The organism is Streptomyces sp. RLA012, from assembly GCF_056270325.1.
In genome coordinates, this window is the sequence record NZ_JBWDPA010000002.1 from 4,776,435 (window position 1) to 4,797,811 (window position 21,377).

At 70.0% G+C, this 21,377-nt stretch carries 18 protein-coding genes and 1 pseudogene; 6 read left to right on the top strand and 13 right to left on the bottom strand.

Annotated elements, in window-relative coordinates; all coding sequences use genetic code 11:
- Positions 1–15 precede the first annotated feature (15 nt).
- From RV986_RS21685 to RV986_RS21740, 12 genes and pseudogenes are all read right to left on the bottom strand, one after another.
- Complete coding sequence (locus tag RV986_RS21685) at positions 16–408, bottom strand: YccF domain-containing protein (RefSeq protein ID WP_475918985.1); 393 nt, start codon at positions 406–408, stop codon at positions 16–18.
- Entirely contained in the window at positions 405–1,268 is an 864-nt protein-coding gene (htpX, locus tag RV986_RS21690) for a zinc metalloprotease HtpX (protein ID WP_475918986.1), read from the bottom strand. Before htpX ends, RV986_RS21685 begins: the two co-directional genes overlap by 4 nt.
- Positions 1,269–1,424: 156 nt before the next feature.
- Entirely contained in the window at positions 1,425–2,924 is a 1,500-nt protein-coding gene (locus RV986_RS21695; protein WP_475918987.1) for an NADH-quinone oxidoreductase subunit N, read from the bottom strand.
- Positions 2,921–4,507 (bottom strand): NADH-quinone oxidoreductase subunit M, encoded by a 1,587-nt coding sequence (locus RV986_RS21700; RefSeq protein WP_475918988.1) that lies wholly within the window; start codon positions 4,505–4,507, stop codon positions 2,921–2,923. Before RV986_RS21700 ends, RV986_RS21695 begins: the two co-directional genes overlap by 4 nt.
- Positions 4,508–4,513: 6 nt before the next feature.
- Positions 4,514–6,541 (bottom strand): NADH-quinone oxidoreductase subunit 5 family protein, encoded by a 2,028-nt coding sequence (locus tag RV986_RS21705; RefSeq protein ID WP_475918989.1) that lies wholly within the window; start codon positions 6,539–6,541, stop codon positions 4,514–4,516.
- Positions 6,538–6,951, bottom strand: coding sequence for an NADH-quinone oxidoreductase subunit NuoK (gene nuoK, locus RV986_RS21710; protein ID WP_475918990.1), 414 nt, complete (start codon positions 6,949–6,951; stop codon positions 6,538–6,540). Before nuoK ends, RV986_RS21705 begins: the two co-directional genes overlap by 4 nt.
- Positions 6,951–7,619: an NADH-quinone oxidoreductase subunit J family protein gene (locus RV986_RS21715; RefSeq protein ID WP_475918991.1), complete on the bottom strand. Its 669-nt coding sequence runs from the start codon at positions 7,617–7,619 to the stop codon at positions 6,951–6,953. Before RV986_RS21715 ends, nuoK begins: the two co-directional genes overlap by 1 nt.
- 484 nt (positions 7,620–8,103) lie before the next feature.
- Positions 8,104–8,641, bottom strand: a pseudogene (locus RV986_RS21720) (NuoI/complex I 23 kDa subunit family protein); the annotation flags it as partial.
- Positions 8,642–8,643: 2 nt separating this feature from the next.
- Positions 8,644–9,612 (bottom strand): complex I subunit 1/NuoH family protein, encoded by a 969-nt coding sequence (locus RV986_RS21725; RefSeq protein WP_475918992.1) that lies wholly within the window; start codon positions 9,610–9,612, stop codon positions 8,644–8,646.
- Positions 9,609–10,892, bottom strand: coding sequence for an NADH-quinone oxidoreductase subunit C (locus RV986_RS21730; RefSeq protein ID WP_475918993.1), 1,284 nt, complete (start codon positions 10,890–10,892; stop codon positions 9,609–9,611). The genes RV986_RS21725 and RV986_RS21730 overlap by 4 nt, the downstream gene beginning before the upstream one ends.
- Positions 10,889–11,506, bottom strand: coding sequence for an NADH-quinone oxidoreductase subunit B (locus RV986_RS21735; protein ID WP_475918994.1), 618 nt, complete (start codon positions 11,504–11,506; stop codon positions 10,889–10,891). Before RV986_RS21735 ends, RV986_RS21730 begins: the two co-directional genes overlap by 4 nt.
- A complete protein-coding gene (locus RV986_RS21740) occupies positions 11,497–11,910 on the bottom strand; it encodes an NADH-quinone oxidoreductase subunit A (protein WP_355884195.1) in 414 nt (137 codons plus the stop codon). The genes RV986_RS21735 and RV986_RS21740 overlap by 10 nt, the downstream gene beginning before the upstream one ends.
- Positions 11,911–12,451: 541 nt before the next feature.
- Between RV986_RS21740 and RV986_RS21745 the strand changes: the two genes are divergently transcribed.
- The 5 genes from RV986_RS21745 to RV986_RS21765 all read left to right on the top strand — a co-directional run bounded on the left by RV986_RS21745 (position 12,452) and on the right by RV986_RS21765 (position 19,743).
- A complete protein-coding gene (locus RV986_RS21745; protein ID WP_475924368.1) occupies positions 12,452–13,666 on the top strand; it encodes a sensor histidine kinase in 1,215 nt (404 codons plus the stop codon).
- Between the two features lie 403 nt (positions 13,667–14,069).
- Positions 14,070–15,425 (top strand): sensor histidine kinase, encoded by a 1,356-nt coding sequence (locus RV986_RS21750; RefSeq protein WP_475918995.1) that lies wholly within the window; start codon positions 14,070–14,072, stop codon positions 15,423–15,425.
- Between the two features lie 321 nt (positions 15,426–15,746).
- The gene (locus tag RV986_RS21755; protein ID WP_475918996.1) at positions 15,747–16,451 is read left to right on the top strand and encodes a response regulator; all 705 of its coding nucleotides are present in this window, start codon (positions 15,747–15,749) and stop codon (positions 16,449–16,451) included.
- A gap of 282 nt (positions 16,452–16,733) precedes the next feature.
- The gene (locus RV986_RS21760) at positions 16,734–18,665 is read left to right on the top strand and encodes a 2-oxoacid:acceptor oxidoreductase subunit alpha (protein WP_475918997.1); all 1,932 of its coding nucleotides are present in this window, start codon (positions 16,734–16,736) and stop codon (positions 18,663–18,665) included.
- The gene (locus RV986_RS21765; protein WP_475918998.1) at positions 18,658–19,743 is read left to right on the top strand and encodes a 2-oxoacid:ferredoxin oxidoreductase subunit beta; all 1,086 of its coding nucleotides are present in this window, start codon (positions 18,658–18,660) and stop codon (positions 19,741–19,743) included. The genes RV986_RS21760 and RV986_RS21765 overlap by 8 nt, the downstream gene beginning before the upstream one ends.
- Before the next feature lie 22 nt (positions 19,744–19,765).
- Here the strand turns inward: RV986_RS21765 and RV986_RS21770 are convergent, their stop codons facing one another.
- On the bottom strand, positions 19,766–20,206 hold the full coding sequence (locus tag RV986_RS21770; RefSeq protein ID WP_475918999.1) for a winged helix-turn-helix transcriptional regulator: 441 nt from the start codon (positions 20,204–20,206) through the stop codon (positions 19,766–19,768).
- Positions 20,207–20,295: 89 nt separating this feature from the next.
- Here RV986_RS21770 and RV986_RS21775 point away from each other — a divergent pair, with 89 nt between their 5' ends.
- On the top strand, positions 20,296–21,150 hold the full coding sequence (locus tag RV986_RS21775) for an SDR family oxidoreductase (protein ID WP_475919000.1): 855 nt from the start codon (positions 20,296–20,298) through the stop codon (positions 21,148–21,150).
- Positions 21,151–21,377 lie beyond the last annotated feature (227 nt).

A 21,377-nucleotide genomic window follows, 5' to 3' on the forward strand; every position in this document is an offset into this window, starting at 1 on the left:
CCCCGCGCCCGCTCGCTAGCGCGTCGCGAACGGCTGGTCCGTGCGGACGATTTCGCGTCCCAGGGGAAGCAGCGATACCGGGATGAGCTTGAAGTTGGCGATGCCGAACGGGATGCCGATGATCGTGATGCAGAGCAGGACGCCGGTGACGATGTGGGCGAGAGCGAGCCACCAGCCCGCAAGGATCAGCCACAGGACGTTGCCGATGCAGGACGGCGCGCCCGCGTCACGGCGCTCCACGGTCGTATAGCCGAAGGGCCACAGGGCGTAGACACCGATACGGAACGCGGCGATGCCGAAGGGGATGCCGATGATGGTGATGCATAGCAGCAAGCCTGCGACCAGGTAGCCGAGGAACAGCCAGAAGCCGCTCAGGACGAGCCAAATGACGTTCAGGATTGTCTTCATTGCTGGCGACCTGCCATCTGCTCGAGCCGGGCGATGCGCTCCGCCATCGGCGGGTGCGTGGAGAACATCTTCGACATTCCCTGGCCCGGACGGAAGGGGTTGGCGATCATCATGTGGCTCGCGGTCTCGATGCGCGGCTCGGGTGGCAGTGGCAGTTGCTTGGTGCCCGCGTCGAGCTTGCGCAGTGCGCTGGCGAGGGCGAGGGGGTCGCCGGTGAGCTGGGCGCCGGACGCGTCCGCCTCGTACTCCCTGGAACGGCTGATGGCGAGCTGGATGACGGTCGCGGCGAGCGGGCCCAGGATCATGATCAGCAGCATGCCGAGTATGCCGGGACCCTCGTCGTCGTTCGAGCGGCCGACAGGGATCAGCCAGGCGAAATTCACCAGGAACATGATCACGGAAGCCAGGGCTCCCGCCACCGAGGAGATCAGGATGTCTCGGTTGTAGACATGGCTGAGCTCGTGGCCGATGACGCCGCGCAGCTCGCGTTCGTCCAGGATGCGCAGGATTCCTTCGGTGCAGCACACGGCCGCGTTGCGCGGGTTGCGCCCCGTCGCGAACGCGTTCGGTGCTTCCGTCGGTGAGATGTACAGGCGCGGCATGGGCTGGCGGGCCTGGGTCGAGAGGTCGCGGACCATGCGGTACAGGGCCGGGGCCTCGAATTCGCTCACCGGGCGCGCGCGCATCGCGCGTAGAGCCAGTTTGTCGCTGTTCCAGTACGCGTACGCGTTCGTCCCGATCGCGATGAACAGCGCGACGACGAGGCCGGTACGCCCGAAGAAGCTGCCGATGACGATGATGAGTGCGGACAGTCCCCCGAGGAGTACGGCGGTCCTGAGCCCATTGTGCCGGCGGTGCACGGTACGCCCTCCAAGTGGTGCGGCAGGGGAACCCTTTGCTTGCTGATACCTTGCTTCCACTTTTCAGTGGAACCTCCCGCACTGGTCAACGCCAGGCGGAGAGCACTAGTTCCCTTGTGCGCGCGACAGCGCACGTCGGCCGTCCGGGTGACGGTCTCAGAACAGGCCGGTTGCGGAGAAGCGCAGGACCAGCTGGGGTGCTCCGGAGAGGGCAATGCCCAGGACGGCCGTCAGGGCGATCGCGGCGGTCAGCGGGGCCGGGACGCGGTGCTTCTCGGGCTCGCCCTCGGGGGCGCGGAAGAGCAGTGTCGTCCACTGGAGGTAGTAGAAGAGCGCGATCACGACGTTGACGGCCATGACGACGGCCAGCCAGCCGAGCCCCGCGTCGACGGCCGCCGCGAAGACGGTGACCTTGGCGAAGAGCCCGATGATGCCCGGCGGCAGTCCCGCGAGGCAGAGCAGGAAGAAGCCGAGGATCAGCGCGGACAGGGGGCTCCTCGCGTACAGGCCCCGGTAGTCGCTGATGCGGTTCAGGGGGCTCGTACGGGCGACGAGCGCGGCCACGGCGAAGGCGCCCAGGTTCACCACCGCGTACATCAGGGCGTACGCGACGGTGGAGCCGATGGCCTTCTCGGCGTCCTTGGAGTAGGCGGCGGACGCGATCGGGACCAGGAGGTAGCCGGCCTGGCCGACGGAGGACCAGGCGAGCAGGCGGACCGCGCTGTACGCGCGCGTGGCCTGCTGGCGCAGGGCGCCGACGTTGCCGACGGTCATGGTGAGGGCGGCCAGCGCGGCGAGCGCCGGGCCCCACACGTCCGCGTACGACGGGAGGGCGACGACGGTGACGAGGATCAGGCCGGAGAAACCGACCGCCTTGCCGACGACCGACAAGTAGGCGGCGATCGGCAAAGGCGCCCCTACGTAGGTGTCGGGTACCCAGAAGTGGAAGGGCACGGCGGCCGTCTTGAAGGCGAAGCCGACAAGGGTGAGGACGACGCCCGTCTGGGCGAGGGTGTGGAACTGTCCGTCGACGTGCTGGATCTTGTCCGCGATCTGGGTCAGGTAGAGGCTGCCGGTCGTCGCGTAGACGAAGCTGACGCCCATGAGACTGACGGCGGTCGCGGTGACGGAGGACAGGAAGAACTTCAGGGCCGCTTCGGAGGACTTCTTGTCGCCGCGTTTGATGCCGACGAGCGCGAAGGCGGGCAGGGACGCCACTTCGAGGGCGACGATGAGGGTGGCGAGGTCGCGGGAGGCGGGCAGCAGGGCGGCGCCCGCAGCCGAGGAGAGCAGCAGGAACCAGAACTCCCCTTCGGGGAGTTCCTTGTTGGCGTCCTTCAGAGCCGTGACCGACAACAGGGCCGCAAGGAGCGCGCCGCCGAGGACCAGGAACTGGATGACGAGTGTGAAGCGGTCCGCCGTGTAGCTGCAGGCGTTCGCGTCGCCGGTCAGACAGAACGTGGCGCGGTCGCCGTCCAGGAGGGGCAGCAACATGAGCGCGGACGCGGCGAGTCCGGCCACCGACACCCAGCCGAGTACCGCTTTCCTCTCCTCGCCGATGAAGAGGTCGGCGACGAGCACGACAAGTCCGACGACCGCGACGAGGGTGGGTGGCGCGATCGCGAGCCAGTCGACGGACTGGACCAGGGAGCTCATCGGGTGCCTCCTGCGAGGAGCTGCTGTACGGCCGGGTCGGTCAGGCCGAGGAGGGCCTTGGGCCACAGGCCGGCGACGAGGGTGAGGACGACAAGCGGCGTCCAGGCCGCGAACTCGTAGTTCTGGACGTCGGCGAGCTTCGGCGCCTCCTGCCGCGGGGCCTCGCCCATGCATACGCGGCGTACGACGACGAGCATGTACGCGGCGGTGAGCAGTGTGCCGAAGGCGGCGATCGCCATGAACGTCAGATACGCGGGTCGGCTGAGGCCGGCGGCGGGATTGAACGCGCCGAACAGCGCCAGCATCTCGCCCCAGAATCCGGCGAGGCCCGGCAGCCCGAGGGAGGCGACCGCGCCGAAGGCGAGCAGGCCGCCGAGGCGCGGGGCCTTGCCGTACAGCGCGGCGCCGGTTTCCTCGGCCAGGGTGTCGAGGTCGGTGGTGCCTGTGCGGTCCTTCAGCGCACCGACGAGGAAGAAGAGGAGACCGGTGATGAGGCCGTGGGCGATGTTGGCGAACAGCGCGCCGTTCACGCCGGTCGGGGTCATCGTCGCGATGCCGAGCAGGACGAAGCCCATGTGGCCGACGGACGAGTACGCGATGAGCCGCTTGAGATCGCCCTTCGCGCCCCGTTTCGCGAGGGCCAGGCAGGCCAGGGATCCGTAGATGATCCCGACCACGGCGAAGGCGGCGAGGTAGGGCGCGAAGGTGTGCATGCCGTCCGGCGCGACCGGCAGAAGAATCCGGACGAAACCGTACGTACCCATCTTCAGCAGTACGCCGGCCAGCAGGACCGAGCCGACGGTGGGCGCAGCGGTGTGGGCGTCCGGCAGCCAGCTGTGCAACGGCCACATCGGCGTCTTGACCGCGAGCCCGATCCCGACCGCCAAAACAGCGATGACCTGCACGGATGTGGTCAGCGACCGGCCGTTGTCAGTGGCGAGTGCCACCATGTCGAATGTGCCCGCCTTGATTCCGATCAGGAGCAGGCCCAGCAGCATGACGACCGAACCGAGCAGTGTGTAGAGGATGAACTTCCAGGCCGCGGCCTGGCGCTGGGCACCGCCCCACCGGGCGATGAGGAAGTACATCGGGATGAGCACCATCTCGAACGCGAGGAAGAACAGCAGCAGATCGAGGACGGCGAAGGTCGCGAGGGTGCCGGACTCGAGGACGAGCAGCAGTGCGACGAAGGCCTTCGGGGTCGGGCCCGCGGGCATCTTGAAGTAGCTGTACAGCGCGCAGAGGAAGGTCAGCAGCGCGGTCAGGACCAGAAGGGGGAGGGAAATGCCGTCGATGCCGAGGTGGATGCGCACGTCGAGTGCGGGAATCCAGCTGATGTCCGTCGTGGCCTGCATCTGCTGTGCCTTGGCCGGGGTGTCGTGGTCGAAGCCGAGCGCGAGGACGATCGCGGCGATGAGCACCGCGCCGGTGACGGTCACGCCGTGCCGCAGCACGGCCTGCTCGGGCGACTTCCCCTTCAGCCCGGGCGGGGCGGGCAGGAGAGCGGTGGCGGCGCCGATGAGCGGGCCGACGACGATGAATGCCAGAAGGATCTGCATCACGGATTCACTGATATCGATCACGCCTGCTCACGCTCCCGTGGCGACGAGAAGGGCGGCGACCACCAGGACGACGGTGCCGGCGAGCAGCGCGCTCACATATGTCTGCACATTGCCGGTCTGCGCGCGCCGTACGGCCGCACCGAGCAGGCGGGGTAGGGCGCCCGCACCACGTACGTAGGTGTCGACGACCTCGCGGTCGAGGAATCGGACGAGGGCGGCTGCGACCTGGACCGGGCGGACGAACAGCACGTCGTACACGGCGTCGAGGTGGAAGCCGACAGCCGCGTGCCGGTGCAGCGGACCGAGCAGCAGCCGGCCCGGGTCCGCCGGGTCGGGGGCGTAGGCCACGTCTCCGAACGCGGGTGCGTGACTGGCGATCGCCTCGGCCTCGACCGTTCCGGCGTCGGCGTCGGGGTGGGCGACGACCGCACCGTGGGGGTCCCCCCGCTCGAGCGAAGCCGAGAGTGGGGGAGGGACGCGGGGAGCCAGTGCGGTGGTGTGCCGCCAGGCGCCGTAGGTGACGAGTCCGCCGACCAGGGCGAGCCCGGTACCGAGGACGGAGGTGGTGAGGACCGGCGTGAGATCGCGGCCGTCGAACCAGTCGGGCAGCGGGCCGTACGCCAGACCGAAGGCGAGCGACGGGACGGCGAGCACCCACAGCACGGCGGTCATGCTGCGCGGCTCCTTGCCGTGGTCGGGGGCTTCGACGCCCCGGCCGTGGAAGGCCAGCAGCCACAGGCGGGTGGCATACGCGGCGGTGAGGACGGCGGTGACCAGACCGGCGACGAGGACGATCCAGCCCGCGGCGCCGGGGGCGTGCTCGGTGTGGCCGGTGGCGACGTGCTCGGCGGCGCCGAGGACGGCCTCCTTGGAGAAGAAGCCGCTGAACGGCGGGATCGCGGCGAGTGCGAGCAGCGCCACGGTCATCGTCCAGTAGGCGTCGGGGACGCGGGCACGCAGGCCTGTCATACGGGACATGACGGCCAGCGAGTTGGTGCCGGAGGCGTGGATGATCACACCGGCGGCGAGGAACAGCAGCGCCTTGAAGGCGCCGTGCGAGAGGAGGTGGAAGACGGCGGCACCGCGGTCGCCGACGGCGAGGGCGCCGGCCATGTAGCCGAGCTGGCCGATCGTGGAGTACGCGAGGACGCGTTTGATGTCGTCCTGGGCGAGCGCGGCGAGCCCCGAGCCCGCCATGGTGACGGCGGCCATGACGGCGAGGACGACCATGGCGGCCGAGGAGGCCTGGAAGACGGGGAGGAGCCGGGCGACGAAGTAGATACCGGCGGCGACCATCGTCGCGGCGTGGATCAGCGCGGAGACGGGTGTGGGACCCGCCATCGCGTCGGGCAGCCAGGTGTTCAGCGGGAACAGCGCCGACTTGCCCGCCACTCCGGCGAGGAGCAGCAGGGCGATCAGCGTCGGATGGTGCAGTCCGCCGCTCGCGACGGTGCCGAGGACCGTGGTGATGCGGAAGGACCCGGCGTCGGTGGCGAGGGCGAACAGACCGATGAGGAAGGGGACGTCGCCGAGTTTGGTGACCAGGAAGGCCTTGATCGAGGCGGCGCGGGCCTCCGGGGTCTCCCAGTAGTGGCCGACCAGGAAGTACGAGCAGATGCCCATGACCTCCCAGCCGACCAGGAGCATGATCAGGTCGCCGGAGTAGACGACGAGCAGCATCGCGGAGGTGAAGAGGGAGACGAGAGCGGCGTACGAGGGGTAGCGCGGGTCGTCGCGCAGGTAGCCCGTCGAGTAGATCTGCACACAGGAGGCGACGACGACGACGAGTACGGCGACGAGGGCGGCGAAGCCGTCGATGTGCAGGGCGAGTTCGATCGGGACCGAGCCGGTGGGCGTCAGCTCGGTGGCCGCGTTGACGGCCTGGTCGCCGCCCTGGCGCACGGCGACCAGAACGGCGAGGACGAGTGAGGTGAGGGGCGGCAGGACCGCGAGGGGACGGACGTAGCCGGGGGCCGTGCGGCCGAGGAGGAGTCCGGCCGCGGCGCCCAGGAACGGAAGGAGGGGAACGAGGACGGCGAGGGTGGTCGTGGTCACGCGGTGGCCTCAGCCTTCTCGTCTCCGGGGACGGGGGCTTCTTCGGTGCCGTCGCCGTGGTGACCGCCGACGTCGGGGCCGTCCGTTTCGGGACCCTCGGCGGTGTCGCGGAGCTTGTCGATGTCCGAGGTGCCGCGGCCCCGGTAGACGGCGAGGACGATCGCCAGGCCGATGCCGATCTCGGCGGCCGCGATGGCGATGGTGAACAGGGTCAGTGCCTGGCCGGAGTGGAGGGTGTCACGGGCGGTTCTGGAGAGCCAGACGTCGAAGGCGACGAGGTTGAGGTTGACGGCGTTGAGCATCAGCTCGACGGACATCAGGACCAGGATCGCGTTGCGGCGCGCGAGGACTCCGTACAGGCCCGTGCAGAAGAGGAGGGCTGCCAGCACGGCGGGATAGGCGAGGTGCATCAGCGGGTGCCTTCCTTCTCGCTCCGGCGGCTCTGGGTGCCCGGGGTGCCTGGGGCGCCCGGGGTGGTGGTCGCGCCCACGGACGTGGTCTCGTCCGCCTTCGCCTTGCGGGAGAGGACGATCGCGCCGACCAGGGCGGCGAGGAGGAGGACGGAGAGCGCCTCGAAGGGGAGGACCCAGCTCTGGAAGAGGCTCGCTCCGGTGACCTCGGTGGAGCCGGCGGCGGGGCCGTTCAGGTCGACCCAGGTTGTACGGAAGGCGTCCACGACGACCCAGACCAGGGCGGCGGCCGCGGCGACGGCCACGGTGAGCGCGGCCCAGCGGTTGCCGGAGTCGGCGTCCGGGGAGCGGCCGATGGGGGCCTTGGTGAGCATCAGACCGAACAGGAGGAGGACGACGACGGAACCGACATAGATGAGCACCTGCACCCAGGCGATGAATTCGGCCGTGAGCAGGAGGTACTCGACGGCCAGGCCGCCGAGTGTCACCACCAGCCACAGGGCGGCATGCACCAGCTGCTTGGTGGTGACGGTGACGAGCGCGGCGCCGAAGGTGACCAGGCCGACGAGGAGGAAGGCGATCTCGACGCCCGTCGGGGAGAGGAAGCCGTGGCTTTCGGCGGCGGTCGTGGCCCGCGCCGCGACGGCCGTGGCTGCTGCGAAGCTCACGACTCACCGTCCTGTGGCTTGGAGGGCGCGGAGGACTGGGAGGGCTGGGAGGGCTGGGAGGGCTGGTCGGGTTCGACGGGCGCGGAGGGCTCGGCAGGCTCGGAGGACGCGGAAGGCTGGGCGGGCTCGGAAGGCTTGGCCGGTTCGGAAGGCGCGGCCGACTCGGAAGGTGCGGCCCGTTCGGGCTCGCTCCCGTCGGGAACCTGCTCGGGAGCCTGCTCGGGAACCTGCTCGGGAACCGGGGCGGCAGCCGGGGCCGGGGCGGGAGCCGGGGGTTCGGTCTGCGGTGCCTGCTCGGCTGCCTTCGCGGCCGACTGCGCTGCCTTCGCGGCCGGCTGCGCTGTGTCCGCGGCCGGCTGGGCTGCCTCCGAGACCGGCCCGGCTGCACCCGTGGCCGGCTCAGCTGCCTCCGAGACCGGCCCGGCTGCACCCGTGGCCGGCTCAGCTGGCTTCGTGGGCGGTTCGGGTGCCTTCCTGGGCGGCTCCGCTGACGCGGCCGACTCGGCGGCGAGTTTGTCGGCGGTTTTGCGGGCGGCGGCGAGTTCCTTCGGTTCCTCGGCGCCGGGGTCGAGGGCGGGCGGGGCCGGGACCGTCCACATCCACTCGCGGAGCTTGTCGCGCTCGTGGGTGAGTTCGTGGATGTCGGTCTCCGCGTACTCGAACTCCGGGGACCAGAACAGCGCGTCGAAAGGACAGACCTCGATGCAGATACCGCAGTACATGCACAGGGAGAAGTCGATGGCGAAGCGGTCGAGGACGTTGCGGCTGCGTTCGCGGCCACCGGGGGCGGCCGGCGGGACCGTCTCCTTGTGGGAGTCGATGTAGATGCACCAGTCCGGGCACTCGCGGGCGCACAGCATGCAGACCGTGCAGTTCTCCTCGAACAGGCCGATGACGCCGCGGGAGCGGGGCGGGAGTTCGGGCTGGGCGTCCGGGTACTGCGCGGTGACGGTCTTCTTCGTCATCGTGCGGAGGGTGACGGCCAGGCCCTTGGCGAGGCCGGAGCCAGGAATGGGGGCCATGGTTACGAGATCACCACCTTGACGATGCCGGTGAGGGCGATCTGGGCGAGGGAGAGGGGGACGAGGAGGGTCCAGGAGAGTTTCTGGAGCTGGTCCTCGCGCATGCGGGGATAGGTGACGCGCAGCCAGATCACGATGAAGGCGAGGATGGCCGCCTTCAGGAGGGTCCAGACCCAGCCGAGGCCGTCGGCGCCCCAGGGTCCGTGCCAGCCGCCCAGGAAGAGGACGGTGGTCAGGCCGCACAGGACGACGATTCCGGCGTACTCGGCGAGGAGGAAGAGCGCGAAGCGGAGGCCCGTGTACTCGGTGTACGCGCCGAAGATGATCTCCGAGTCGGCGACGGGCATGTCGAAGGGCGGGCGCTGGAGTTCGGCGAGGCCTGCCACGAAGAAGACGATGGCGCCGACGATCTGCCAGGGCAGCCACCACCACTCGAAGGCGTCGACGATGCCGGGCAGGGAGACGGTGCCGGCCGCCATCGCGACGGAGGCGGCGGTCAGCAGCATCGGGAGTTCGTACGCGAGGAGTTGCGCGGCGGTGCGCAGGCCGCCGAGGAGGGAGAACTTGTTGGCCGAGGCCCAGCCGGCCATGAGTGAGCCGAGGACGCCCACCCCCATCACGGCGAGGACGAAGAAGATGCCCGCGTCGACGACCTGGCCGACGGCGCCCTCGCCGGGGCCGATCGGGATGGCGAGGAGGACGAGGAGGTACGGGAGGAGGGCGACGGCGGGGGCGAGTTGGAAGATACGGCGGTCCGCTCCGGCCGGTACCACGTCCTCCTTCTGCGCGAACTTCACGCCGTCCGCGACGAGCTGGGCCCAGCCGTGGAAGCCGCCGGCGTACATCGGGCCGAGGCGGCCCTGCATGTGGGCCATCACCTTGTGCTCGGTCTGACCGACGATCAAGGGGAACGTCAGGAACACGACGAAGACGACGAGGAGGCGTAGGGCGACGTCGAGAGCGTCGTTCACTGCGTGCCTCCGGAGGAATCGTCGGGGTCGGGACTTGGGGCGGCTTCGGCCGAGGGCTTCGGTGTCGCTTCCGGGCGCGGCTCCGATCCGGGCACCGGGCGCGGCTCCGATCCGGGCACCGGGCGTGCCTCCGGGGCCGCTTCCGCCTCCGGTGCCGGTTCCGGTCCCGGTCCCGATGTCGGTTCCGGCTCCGTTTTCGATTCCGACTCTGGTGCCGGAGCCGGTTTCGGCTCTTCGAAGGCGGGGCGGGCGTGGTGCCACGGGGCGTCCGCGCTGCGGGGCGCGGTGGACCCGGTCGGTGCGGAGGGAGAGGTCGGTGTGGCGGGAGAGGTCGGTGTGGTCGGTGTGGTCGTGGTGGAAGGAGTCGTCGGCTCGGTGGGGGCCGTTGTCTCCGGCCGCTGCGAAGCCGAGCCCTGACTCGCGCTGCGCGCGCGGCGGGGGCCGGCCGGGGCAGCCGGTTGCTCAGTGGTCGGACTCGTCTGCTGCTGACTCGCCGAGCCCTGGCTCGCGCTGCGTGCGCGGCGCGACGGCACGGTGGTGTCCGCGGTGGTGTCCGCGGTGGTGTCCGCCCCGGCGCCCGCGCCCGTGGCGGCACTCGCGTCCGTGGCCGGCGGCTGGCTTGCCGAGCCCTCACCCGCCGTACGGGCCCGGCGTACCGGGCGGTCGCCGGTGGCGCGGGCGGCGCCGCGGGCGGGCCGGGCGGGAGCCGGCGGGAGCTGGCCCTTCAGGGGACCCCATTCGTTGGGGTCGGGGACGCCGGGCGGAAGCATCTGGCGGCGCTTGGGTCCGCCGTGCTCCGACTCCCCCGGCTCCTTCGCACCGGGCCACGCCTTGGCGACGCGGGCGGCGAGGACGAAGTCCTTGCGGAGGGGGTGGCCTTCGAAGCCCTCGGGCAACAGCAGGGGGTCCAGCCCCGGGTGGCCCTCGAAGGCGACACCGAACATCTCGTGGGTCTCGCGCTCGTGCCAGCCCGCGCCGGCGTACACGGAGACCGCCGAGGCCAGGACCGGTGCCGAGTGCGGGACGGTCGTACGGACGAGGAGGCGGCGTACGGGAGACAGGGCGACCACGTGGGCCGCGACGCGGAAACCCGTGCCGGGTTCGTCGACGGCGCTCAGCCAGTCGAAGTAGGTGCAGCCGAGCGCGTCGCGCGCGGTCTGCAGGGCGGGGAGCCAGGAAGTCGGCGGTACGTCGACCGTCAGTACTTCGTACGACTCCTCGGCCGTGGCCTCCGGGCCGAAGAGTTCCTCGGCGGGGGCGGGGAGCCAGCCGACGGTCATCGGGCCTCCCCCACGGCGGGCGGGCGCACCAGACCGCTCTGGAGCGCGGCCTTCGACGGGCGCGGCGACGAGCCGTAGCGCTCGCCCAGCGACTCCCGGGCGATCTTCTCCTGGAGCTTGAGGATGCCCTGGAGCAGCGCCTCGGGCCGGGGCGGGCACCCGGGCACGTACACGTCCACCGGGATGATCTGGTCGACGCCCTTGGTGACGGAGTACGAGTCCCAGTACGGGCCGCCGCAGTTCGAGCACGCACCGAAGGAGATGACGTACTTCGGCTCGGGCATCTGCTCGTACAGTCGTTTGACGGCCGGGGCCATCTTGTCCGTGACCGTGCCGGAGACGACCATCAGGTCGGCCTGGCGCGGGCCCGGTGCGAACGGGATCACGCCGAGCCGGATGAAGTCGTGCCGGGCCATCGACGCGGCGATGAACTCGATCGCGCAACAGGCGAGGCCGAAGTTGAAGACCCAGAGCGAGTAGCGGCGGCCCCAGTTCAGGATCACCTTCATCGGCTCGGGGGCCAGCCGGGAGAGCGCGCCCAGCCGCTTCGGTTCCGGAAGCAGCACGGGCTCGGGAAGCAGTACCGGCTCGGAGGTCGGCGGGGTCACGTCCATGCCAGGACGCCCTTCTTGTATGCGTACAGCAGGCCCACGGCCAGGAAGCCGAGGAAGATGAACATCTCCACGAGCGTGGCCGCGCCGTAGCCGGGTGCGGCGAAGACGGTCGCCCAGGGGAAGAGGAAGATCGAGTCGACGGCGAAGATCACGTAGAGGAAGGCGTAGACGTAGTAGCGGACCTGGGTGTGGGCCCAGCCCTCGCCGACGGGGTCGACGCCGCACTCGTACGTCAGGAGTTTCTCGGGGGTGGGGACCACCGGCCGCAGCAGACGGCCGGCCCCGAAGGCGACGGCGACGAAGAGCACGCCGACGACGGCGAGCAGTCCGACAACCGAGTAGGACTGGAAGTAATCCGCCGCGACAACGGTCCCGGTTGCCGTGACAACGGTCGGTTCCGGCACGTCAGCCCCTCGCTCCCTGAACTTCCTGACCTCGTTGCGCCCAGCGTGCGCCCCGTTGCGCACGCTGTGGTGCGACCTGTTCGACGATCTGTACGGACGGGAGTCTAGGGCCTGCTAAAGAGACGGTAAGCAGCCCGTCACGCGTTGGTTATCGGGCACACGTCATGGACTCGCCCGCCTCACACGTCACTGGGTTCATGAACTCGTCCACCTCGCACGTCCCTGTGTTCCCGTCCACACCTCACGGTCACGTTCCATTTGACCTCTCGGAGGCGCCCGGTTTCACCCTCTCACCTCACAAGGTGGGGTTTTCCCCAGTGGATCGCGGCGGTCGACCTCATGGCGCGGCGGCTCGCAGCCGGGCAGGCTAGCGGATATGACCGAACGCATTACCTCTGGCGGCCCGCCGAGCGCGGTGGACGAGTCGGCCGCGTCAGCCGCCATGGCAGACATGTCCGCCACATCAGCCGCACCAGCCGCACCAGCCAGAACGGGCCAGTTGGCGACGATCGACGAGGTGACCACGGTGGACGACCTGGCCATGGTGGACGACTTGGCCACGGCGACCGGGTCGGCCGGGTCGGCCGGGTCGGCCGACAACGATCCGTTGCCTCGCGCGCGTCTCGCCCTGGACCGTCGGACGTGGCAGGAGATCGCACACCTCCTCGCCAATCTGCCGGTCTCGATCTTCGGCTTCACCTACGTCGTGACGCTGATGTTCACGGGCGCGGGGCTCGCGGTGACGGTGATCGGGCTGCCGTTGCTCGCGGGCGGGCTGCTGGGCGCGCGGCAGCTGGGCAGGATGGAGCGCGCGCGGGCGCGCAAGCTGCTCGGCGTGCGGATCGACGAGCCGAGCCCGCTGCCGGTGCGCCGGACCGGCTTCTTCGCGTGGCTGTGGTCGAGCCTGAAGGACCCGGTGGGCTGGCGGACGGTGCTGTACGACTTCATCCGGCTGCCGTGGGGCATCGTCACCTTCACGGTCACGCTGATGTCGCTGTTCATACTGTGGCCGGTGCTGCCGTTCCTCGCGCGGGCGCTGACGAACGTGGACCGGGCCATGGTGCGCGGGCTGCTGTCGCCCTCGGACGAACTGGAGCGGCGTATCGCCGAGCTGGAGTCGGACCGGGGGGTCGTGGTCGACACGGCCGCGGCGGACCTGCGGCGCATCGAGCGGGATCTGCACGACGGGGCGCAGGCCCGGCTGGTCAACCTCGCGATGGGGCTCGGCCTGGCGAAGGAGAAGCTGCTGGAGGGCCAGGCCGACGAAACCGTCGCGGCCATGGTCGACGAGGCGCACGGCGAGGTGAAGCTGGCCCTGCAGGAGCTGCGCGACCTGGCCCGCGGGATCCACCCGGCGGTGCTGACCGACCGGGGACTGGACGCGGCGCTGTCGTCCGTCGCCTCGCGCTGCACCGTGCCGGTGAAGGTGACGGCCGACCTGGAGTCGAGACCGGCCGCGGCCATCGAGGGCATCGCGTACTTCACCGTCTCCGAGCTGCTGCAGAACGTCAGCAAGCACAGCGGAGCGAGGTCCGCGTCCGTCGACGTGTGGCGCACCGACCAGCGGCTGCTCATACAGGTCAGGGACGACGGGCGGGGCGGGGCCGGCCTCGACGGCGGTACGGGGATGGCGGGGCTCGCGGACCGGCTCGGCGCGGTGGACGGGCTGTTCGTCATCGACTCGCCGCCCGGTGGGCCGACCACCATCACGGCGGAGCTGCCGTGGCGGGACCGGCAGGACGGATCGACCGGGTGACCTTCGGCTCGGCCCGCGTGACACGTACGGATGGGGCATACGGGCAGGGCATACGGACGGCGCATACGGACGGCGCATACGGACGGGGCGGCGGATACGGCGTGCGGACGCGGCGTGCGGTATCCGGTTCAGTATGCGCGGCATGCATGACGTATGCGGTTGCGCGGCTTGCCGGGCTTGCGCGCCGGGCGCGGTCCGCGCCGTAGGGGCATAGGGCGCGTAGGGAGCGCGTAGGGGGCGTGTCCGCTGAGGTCCGTGTGTGGTTGTCGGCGGCTCCTGGGCTTGCGGGGTAGGGAAAACCCCCGTTCCAAGACTCCGACCCGCTCCATGGTCGGGAAGAGCCGGGGACAGCAGGGTTGGGGGTACGAGCCGACGAGTAGGACGAGTAGAACGGACGACGCCGATGGCCACGGAATACGGACAGGGGTACGGGCAGCACAGCGGGCCCGGATTCCACGCGGTGGGCGCCGAGGAGCGGCGGCACCGTCTCCCGGCACCGCTGCGGGCGCCGATCGAGGCCCGCAGCCGGCGTGAGTTCGGCTATGTGATGCTGAGCCTGCCGCTCGGCGTCTTCATGTTCACGTTCGCCGTCACGATGTTCTCGCTCGGCGCGGGACTGCTGATCACCTTCCTGGGGATCCCCGTGCTCGCCGCGGGTCTGGCGGGCTGCCGCGGACTCGGTGCGCTGGAGCGGACACGGGCGCGCCGACTGCTCGGGATCGAGGTGGCCGCGCCGGAGCCCGTGCGGATCAAGAAGCAGGGCGCGATGGCCTGGATGGGGGCGATCCTCAAGAACGGTTCGTCGTGGCGGCATCTGCTCTACGCGCTGGTGCAGTTTCCGTGGGCGGTGTTCTCGTTCGTGGTGGCGCTGAGCTTCTGGGTGTACGGCTGGGCGATGCTGACGTATCCGCTGTGGTTCTGGCTCTTCCCGGTGTACGGCGGTCAGGGCGGCCTGCAGCTCTACGGCGACGACACCCACAGCGTGTATCTGGACAATCCCTTCGAGATCACGGTCACCGCGCTGCTGGGGCTGCTGATCACGATGGCCACGCCGTGGATCGTACGGGCGCTGACCATGGTGGACCGGGTGATGGTGCTGGGGCTGCTCGGGCCGTCCCGGCTGGCGACCCGGGTGGTCGAGCTGGAGTCGGACCGGGGGGTCGTGATCGACACGGCGGCGGCGGACCTGCGGCGCATCGAGCGGGATCTGCACGACGGGGCGCAGGCCCGGCTGGTCGCGTTGGCGATGGATCTGGGGCTGGCGAAGGAGAAGCTCACCGAGGATCCGCAGGCGGCGGCGCGGATGGTGGACGAGGCGCATGGTGAGGTGAAGACGGCGTTGCAGGAGCTGCGGGATCTGGCGCGCGGGATTCATCCGGCCGTGCTGACCGACCGGGGGCTGGATGCCGCGCTGTCCTCCGTGGCCTCGCGGTGCACGGTGCCGGTGCAGGTGGATGTGGACCTGCCCGCCCGGCCCGCCGCCGCGATCGAGGGGATCGCCTACTTCACCGTCTCCGAGCTGCTGCAGAACATCAGCAAGCACTCGCGGGCGGCGCGGGCGACGGTGGATGTGTGGCGGGTGGAGAACCGGTTGATGCTGCAGGTCACGGATGACGGTGCGGGTGGGGCCGATGTGTCGGGCGGGTCCGGGTTGGCGGGGCTGGCGGAGCGGCTCGATGCGGTGGATGGGGTTTTGGTGGTGGACTCGCCTGTGGGTGGGCCCACGCGGATCACGGCGGAGTTGCCCTGGCGGGGTTAGCGGGGGTGCGCGGGGCGCGGCGGGATGGTTTTCACCCCCGCCGCCCCTACCCCTACCCATCCCCATCCCCATCCCCATCCCCATCCCCAGGGGCTCCGCCCCTACGACCCCGGCGGGGCTCCGCCCCGAGACCCCCGCCCGCCCGGGATTGTTCGACTGCGGGCCGGTGGGGGCCGGGCGCGCAGTTCCTCGCGCCCTCAAGACAGGGCTCCGCCCCCGAACCCGGTAGGGCACTGCCCCCGCCCAGGCTCCCGAATGGCCCCCATCTGGTCCGAATGCTGGGATGCTGAGGACTGTCGTACGTGCGGGGATGCTGCCGGCATGGGCCGGGGACGGGCTGGGGGGCCGAGAATCGTGGAGGACAGGGTGCGGGTGGTCATCGCCGAGGATTCAGTGCTGCTGAGGGAGGGCCTGACCCGGTTGCTGACCGACCGTGGGCACGATGTCGTGGCCGGTGTCGGGGACGGGGACGCGTTGATCAAGACCATCACCGACCTGGCGGCCCAGAACGAGTTGCCGGACGTCGTGGTCGCCGATGTGCGGATGCCCCCGACACACACCGACGAGGGCGTGAAGGCGGCCGTACAGCTGCGCAAGCACCACCCGGGACTGGGAGTACTGGTGCTGTCACAGTACGTGGAGGAGCGCTACGCCACCGAACTGCTGGCCGGTTCGACCCGCGGTGTGGGCTATCTGCTCAAGGACCGGGTCGCCGAGGTGCGCGAGTTCGTGGACGCGGTGGTGCGGGTGGCCCAGGGGGGTACCGCGCTGGACCCGGAAGTGGTCGCGCAGCTGCTCGGACGCAGCCGTAAACAGGACGTGCTGGCCGGGCTCACCCCGCGGGAGCGGGAGGTCCTAGGACTAATGGCCGAGGGCCGGACCAACTCGGCGGTCGCGCGCCAGCTCGTGGTCAGCGACGGAGCGGTCGAGAAGCACGTCAGCAATATCTTCCTGAAGCTGGGACTTTCCCCGAGCGACGGGGATCACCGGCGTGTTCTGGCGGTCTTGACCTACCTCAACTCCTGACCACCTGACACTCTGTCAGTCATGGAGAACACGCCGAACGCAAGGCCGACACCAGCCCGACACCAGCCCGGCACCAGAACCAAAGGATGAGATAGGAGCGTCCTCCACAGGAGGGTCGGGGGGCGAGTAAATCATGACAAGTCCGGGCGTCGAACCGTCTCAAAATGGTGTCCATCATGCGAACGGCCCGGGGAAGGCGACCCTTACAGACGTAGGGTTGATCCTGGGAAGGCCTGCGGGAGGGCCGCTCCCAGACAGCCGCCTCGAAGGAGGTCCAGTTAAGTGACCAGCCAGGTCAGTAGCCCAGCGGAGCAGGCCGACGGAGCCGTCGTAGGAGAACAGCGCAAACCGGCGGGGGCGAAAGAGACTCGCCGGCTCGACCGGGTGATCATCCGGTTCGCGGGCGACTCCGGTGACGGTATGCAACTCACCGGCGACCGCTTCACCTCCGAGACGGCGTCCTTCGGCAACGACCTCTCCACACTGCCGAACTTCCCCGCCGAGATCCGAGCGCCCGCAGGCACCCTGCCGGGCGTTTCTTCGTTCCAGCTGCATTTCGCGGACCACGACATCCTCACGCCGGGCGATGCGCCGAACGTGCTGGTGGCCATGAATCCGGCGGCCCTGAAGGCGAACATCGGCGACGTGCCACGCGGCGCGGAGATCATCGTCAACACGGACGAGTTCACCAAGCGGGCGATGGCGAAGGTCGGTTACGCGGCGAACCCCCTGGAGGACGGCTCGCTGGACGGATACGCCGTCCATCCGGTCCCCCTCACGACGATGACGATCGAGGCCCTCAAGGAGCTCGATCTGTCCCGCAGGGAGGCGGAGCGCAGCAAGAACATGTTCGCGCTGGGCCTGCTGTCCTGGATGTACCACCGGCCGACCGAGGGAACCGAGAAGTTCCTGAAGGCCAAGTTCGCCAAGAAGCCCGACATCGCCGCCGCGAACATCGCCGCGTTCCGGGCGGGCTGGAACTTCGGTGAGACGACCGAGGACTTCGCGGTCAGTTACGAGGTCGCGCCGGCCTCCAAGACCTTCCCGACCGGCACCTATCGCAACATCTCCGGGAACCTGGCCCTGTCGTACGGCCTGGTCGCCGCGTCCCGGCAGGCGGACCTGCCCCTCTATCTGGGCTCGTACCCGATCACCCCGGCCTCCGACATCCTGCACGAGCTGAGCCGGCACAAGAACTTCGGTGTACGCACCTTCCAGGCCGAGGACGAGATCGCGGGCATCGGTGCGGCGCTGGGTGCGGCCTTCGGCGGTTCGCTGGCCGTCACGACGACCTCGGGGCCCGGGGTGGCGCTGAAGTCGGAGACCATCGGGCTCGCCGTCTCCCTCGAACTGCCCCTGCTGGTCGTCGACATCCAGCGCGGCGGCCCCTCCACCGGTCTGCCGACCAAGACGGAGCAGGCGGACCTGCTGCAGGCGATGCACGGACGCAACGGCGAGGCCCCGGTCCCGATCGTCGCCCCGTGCACACCGGCCGACTGTTTCGACGCCGCCCTCGAAGCGGCGCGGATCGCCCTCGCCTACCGCACCCCCGTCCTCCTCCTCTCCGACGGCTACCTGGCCAACGGCAGCGAGCCCTGGCGCATCCCCGAGGTCGACGAACTCCCCGACCTGCGGGTGCAGTTCGCGCAGGGCCCGAACCACACCCTGGAGGACGGCACCGAGGTCTTCTGGCCCTACAAGCGCGACCCGCAGACCCTGGCCCGCCCTTGGGCGATCCCGGGCACACCGGGGCTCGAGCACCGGATCGGCGGCATCGAGAAGCAGGACGGCACGGGCAACATCTCCTACGACCCCGCCAACCACGACTTCATGGTCCGTACCCGGCAGGCCAAGATCGACGGCATCGACGTACCGGACACCGAGGTCGACGACCCCTCCGGCCAGGCCACCACCCTGGTCCTGGGCTGGGGTTCGACCTACGGCCCCATCACCGCGGCCGTACGCCGGCTGCGGGCGGCCGGGGAGAGCATCGCGCAGGCCCATCTGCGCCATCTCAACCCCTTCCCGAAGAACCTCGGTGACGTGCTGAGGCGCTACGACAAGGTGGTGATCCCCGAGATGAACCTCGGCCAGCTCGCCACGCTCGTCCGGGCGAAGTACCTGGTCGACGCGCACTCCTACAACCAGGTCAACGGCATGCCGTTCAAGGCCGAACAGCTCGCCACGGCGCTCAAGGAGGCCATCGATGGCTGAGACGACCACGTCCACGGAGGGCTCGGGCACGATCGAGGCGCTCACTCTGGTGCCCAAGGCCGAGGCCCAGCAGTCCATGAAGGACTTCAAGTCCGATCAGGAAGTGCGCTGGTGCCCCGGCTGCGGTGACTACGCGGTCCTGGCCGCCGTCCAGGGCTTCATGCCCGAACTCGGCCTCGCCAAGGAGAACATCGTCTTCGTCTCCGGCATCGGCTGTTCCTCCCGCTTCCCGTACTACATGAACACGTACGGCATGCATTCCATCCACGGCCGCGCCCCCGCCATCGCGACGGGGCTCGCCTCGTCCCGGCGGGACCTGAGCGTGTGGGTGGTGACCGGAGACGGCGACGCCCTCTCCATCGGCGGCAACCATCTGATCCACGCCCTGCGCCGCAACGTCAACCTGAAGATCCTGCTGTTCAACAACCGGATCTACGGGCTCACGAAGGGCCAGTACTCGCCCACCTCCGAAGTCGGCAAGATCACCAAGTCGACGCCGATGGGCTCCCTGGACGCCCCCTTCAACCCGGTGTCCCTGGCCATCGGCGCGGAGGCCTCCTTCGTCGCCAGAACCGTGGACTCCGACCGCAAGCACCTCACCGACGTGCTGCGCCAGGCCGCCGCCCACCCCGGCACGGCGCTGGTGGAGATCTACCAGAACTGCAACATCTTCAACGACGGCGCCTTCGACGTGCTGAAGGACAGGAAGCAGGCCCAGGAAGCGGTCATCCGCCTCGAACACGGGCAGCGGATCCGCTTCGGCACGGACGGCGCCAAGGGTGTCGTACGGGATCAGCTGACCGGTGACCTGAAGGTCGTCACCGTCACCCCGGAGAACGAGGAGCGGATCCTGGTCCACGACGCGCACTCCGCGTCGCCGACCACGGCCTTCGCGCTGTCCCGGCTGGCCGACCCGGACACCCTGCACCACACCCCGATCGGCGTGTTCCGTTCCGTGGAGCGGCCGGTCTACGACACCCAGATGGCCGAGCAGCTCGACGCGGCCATCGAGCAGAACGGCAAGGGCGACCTCGCCACGCTCCTCGCGGGCGGGGACACCTGGACGGTCGTCGGCTGAGCGACCCGACCGTTCGAGGAGTTCACGAGGCCCGGGTGGCTGCCGCCCGGGCCTCGTCGTACGTGCGGCGGGACTTCTCCACGTCGTCCATCCGGTTCTGGGTCCAGGCGGCCAGCGCACGCACCTGCTCGGCGGCCTCGCGGCCGAGGTCGGTGAGGGAGTAGTCGACGCGGGGCGGGATCACGGCCTTCGCGTCGCGGTGGACGAGGCCGTCGCGCTCCAGGGTCTGGAGCGTCTGGGTGAGCATCTTCTCGCTGACGCGGCCGATGGCACGACGCAGCTCGCTGAACCGATAGGGGCGATCGAGGAGCTCGATCAGCACGAGCACGCCCCAGCGGCTGGTGACGTGCTCCAGGACGAGGCGGTACGGGCACTTCGCCTCGCCGCTGTCGTACTTGGAGACGGCCGGGGTCTCGGAGACGGCCGGGGTCTTGCTGGTGGATGCCTTGGCACTTACTCCCATGTCAGTACCTTACTCCAAAGTGGGTACTTTCACAGAGTTAGCGCACCCCCTAGGGTTAGTGGCAGACCCACCCCACAAGGAGTTGAGCCATGAGCATCGTCGTCACCGGCGCCACCGGACACCTCGGTAGCCACGTCATCGAAGGGCTGCTGGAGAAGGTTCCGGCCGACCGGATCACCGCCGTCGTCCGCGACGCGGAGAAGGCCGCCGGCTTCGCGGCCCGCGGCGTGAAGATCGCGGTCGCCGACTACAACGAGCCCGAGACCTTCGGGACCCTCTTCGCCGCCGGCGACAAGGTACTGCTCATCTCCGGCAACGAGTTCGACAAGGGCCGCGTGGCCCAGCACCAGGTCGTCCTGGACGCCGCCAAGGCCGCCGGGGTCGCGCTCTTCGCGTACACCAGCGCCCCGGGCGGCCTGACCGCAGCCCTCGCCGACGACCACAAGGGCACGGAGAAGGCGATCCTGGAGTCCGGCGTCCCCTACGCGCTGCTGCGCAACGGCTGGTACAACGAGAACTACACCGAGAACCTCGCCCCGGTCCTCGAATACGGCGCCGTGACCCAGGCCGCCGGTGACGGCAAGGTCGCCTCCGCCGCCCGCGCCGACTACGCGGCCGCCGCCGTGGCCGTACTGACCGGCGAGGGCCACGAGAACAAGACGTACGAGCTCGGCGGCGACATCGCGTGGGGCTTCGCCGAGTACGCCGCCGAGGTGGCCAGGCAGACCGGCAAGGAGATCGCCTACAACCCCGTCTCCGTCGAGGCGTTCACGGGCATCCTGACCGGCGCCGGACTGCCCGGGCCCTTCGCCGCAATCCTGGCGGGCGTGGACGCGTCCATCGAGAAGGGCGAGCTGGCGGGCACCAGCGGTGACCTGTCGCGGCTGACCGGCCGTCCGACCACGCCGATCGCCGACTCGATCGCGGCGGCGCTCAAGGGCTGACTCCCCCTAGGGCCCCGGGCGCCGTCGCCTCCGCACCTCCGCCTGTCATGACCGTATAGCGATACGGGCATGACAGGCGGGGGTGCTCGGCGCTACCTTCTTGGAGGCTGCGCGGGAGCAGCCGGGCGAGAGGAAGGGCCGGTGGCCGTGCAGCAGGCGAAGAGCTCGATGGGGCGACCGGCTCCGAAGGTTCCGGCATGAGCGGCGCGACCGCGGGTCCGGGTTCC

Coding starts and splice junctions, on each gene's coding strand:
- RV986_RS21685 (WP_475918985.1), bottom strand. CDS start 408: ATGAAGACAATCCTGAACGTCATTTGGCTCGTCCTGAGCGGCTTCTGG.
- RV986_RS21695 (WP_475918987.1), bottom strand. CDS start 2,924: ATGAGCTCCCTGGTCCAGTCCGTCGACTGGCTCGCGATCGCGCCACCC.
- nuoK (WP_475918990.1), bottom strand. CDS start 6,951: ATGCACCTCGCCTATCCCGCCGTGCTGGCAGCCCTCCTCTTCTGCACG.
- RV986_RS21730 (WP_475918993.1), bottom strand. CDS start 10,892: ATGACCGTCGGCTGGCTCCCCGCCCCCGCCGAGGAACTCTTCGGCCCG.
- RV986_RS21735 (WP_475918994.1), bottom strand. CDS start 11,506: ATGGACGTGACCCCGCCGACCTCCGAGCCGGTACTGCTTCCCGAGCCC.
- RV986_RS21745 (WP_475924368.1), top strand. CDS start 12,452: ATGGTGGACGACTTGGCCACGGCGACCGGGTCGGCCGGGTCGGCCGGG.
- RV986_RS21750 (WP_475918995.1), top strand. CDS start 14,070: ATGGCCACGGAATACGGACAGGGGTACGGGCAGCACAGCGGGCCCGGA.
- RV986_RS21755 (WP_475918996.1), top strand. CDS start 15,747: ATGGGCCGGGGACGGGCTGGGGGGCCGAGAATCGTGGAGGACAGGGTG.
- RV986_RS21765 (WP_475918998.1), top strand. CDS start 18,658: ATGGCTGAGACGACCACGTCCACGGAGGGCTCGGGCACGATCGAGGCG.
- RV986_RS21770 (WP_475918999.1), bottom strand. CDS start 20,206: ATGGGAGTAAGTGCCAAGGCATCCACCAGCAAGACCCCGGCCGTCTCC.
- RV986_RS21775 (WP_475919000.1), top strand. CDS start 20,296: ATGAGCATCGTCGTCACCGGCGCCACCGGACACCTCGGTAGCCACGTC.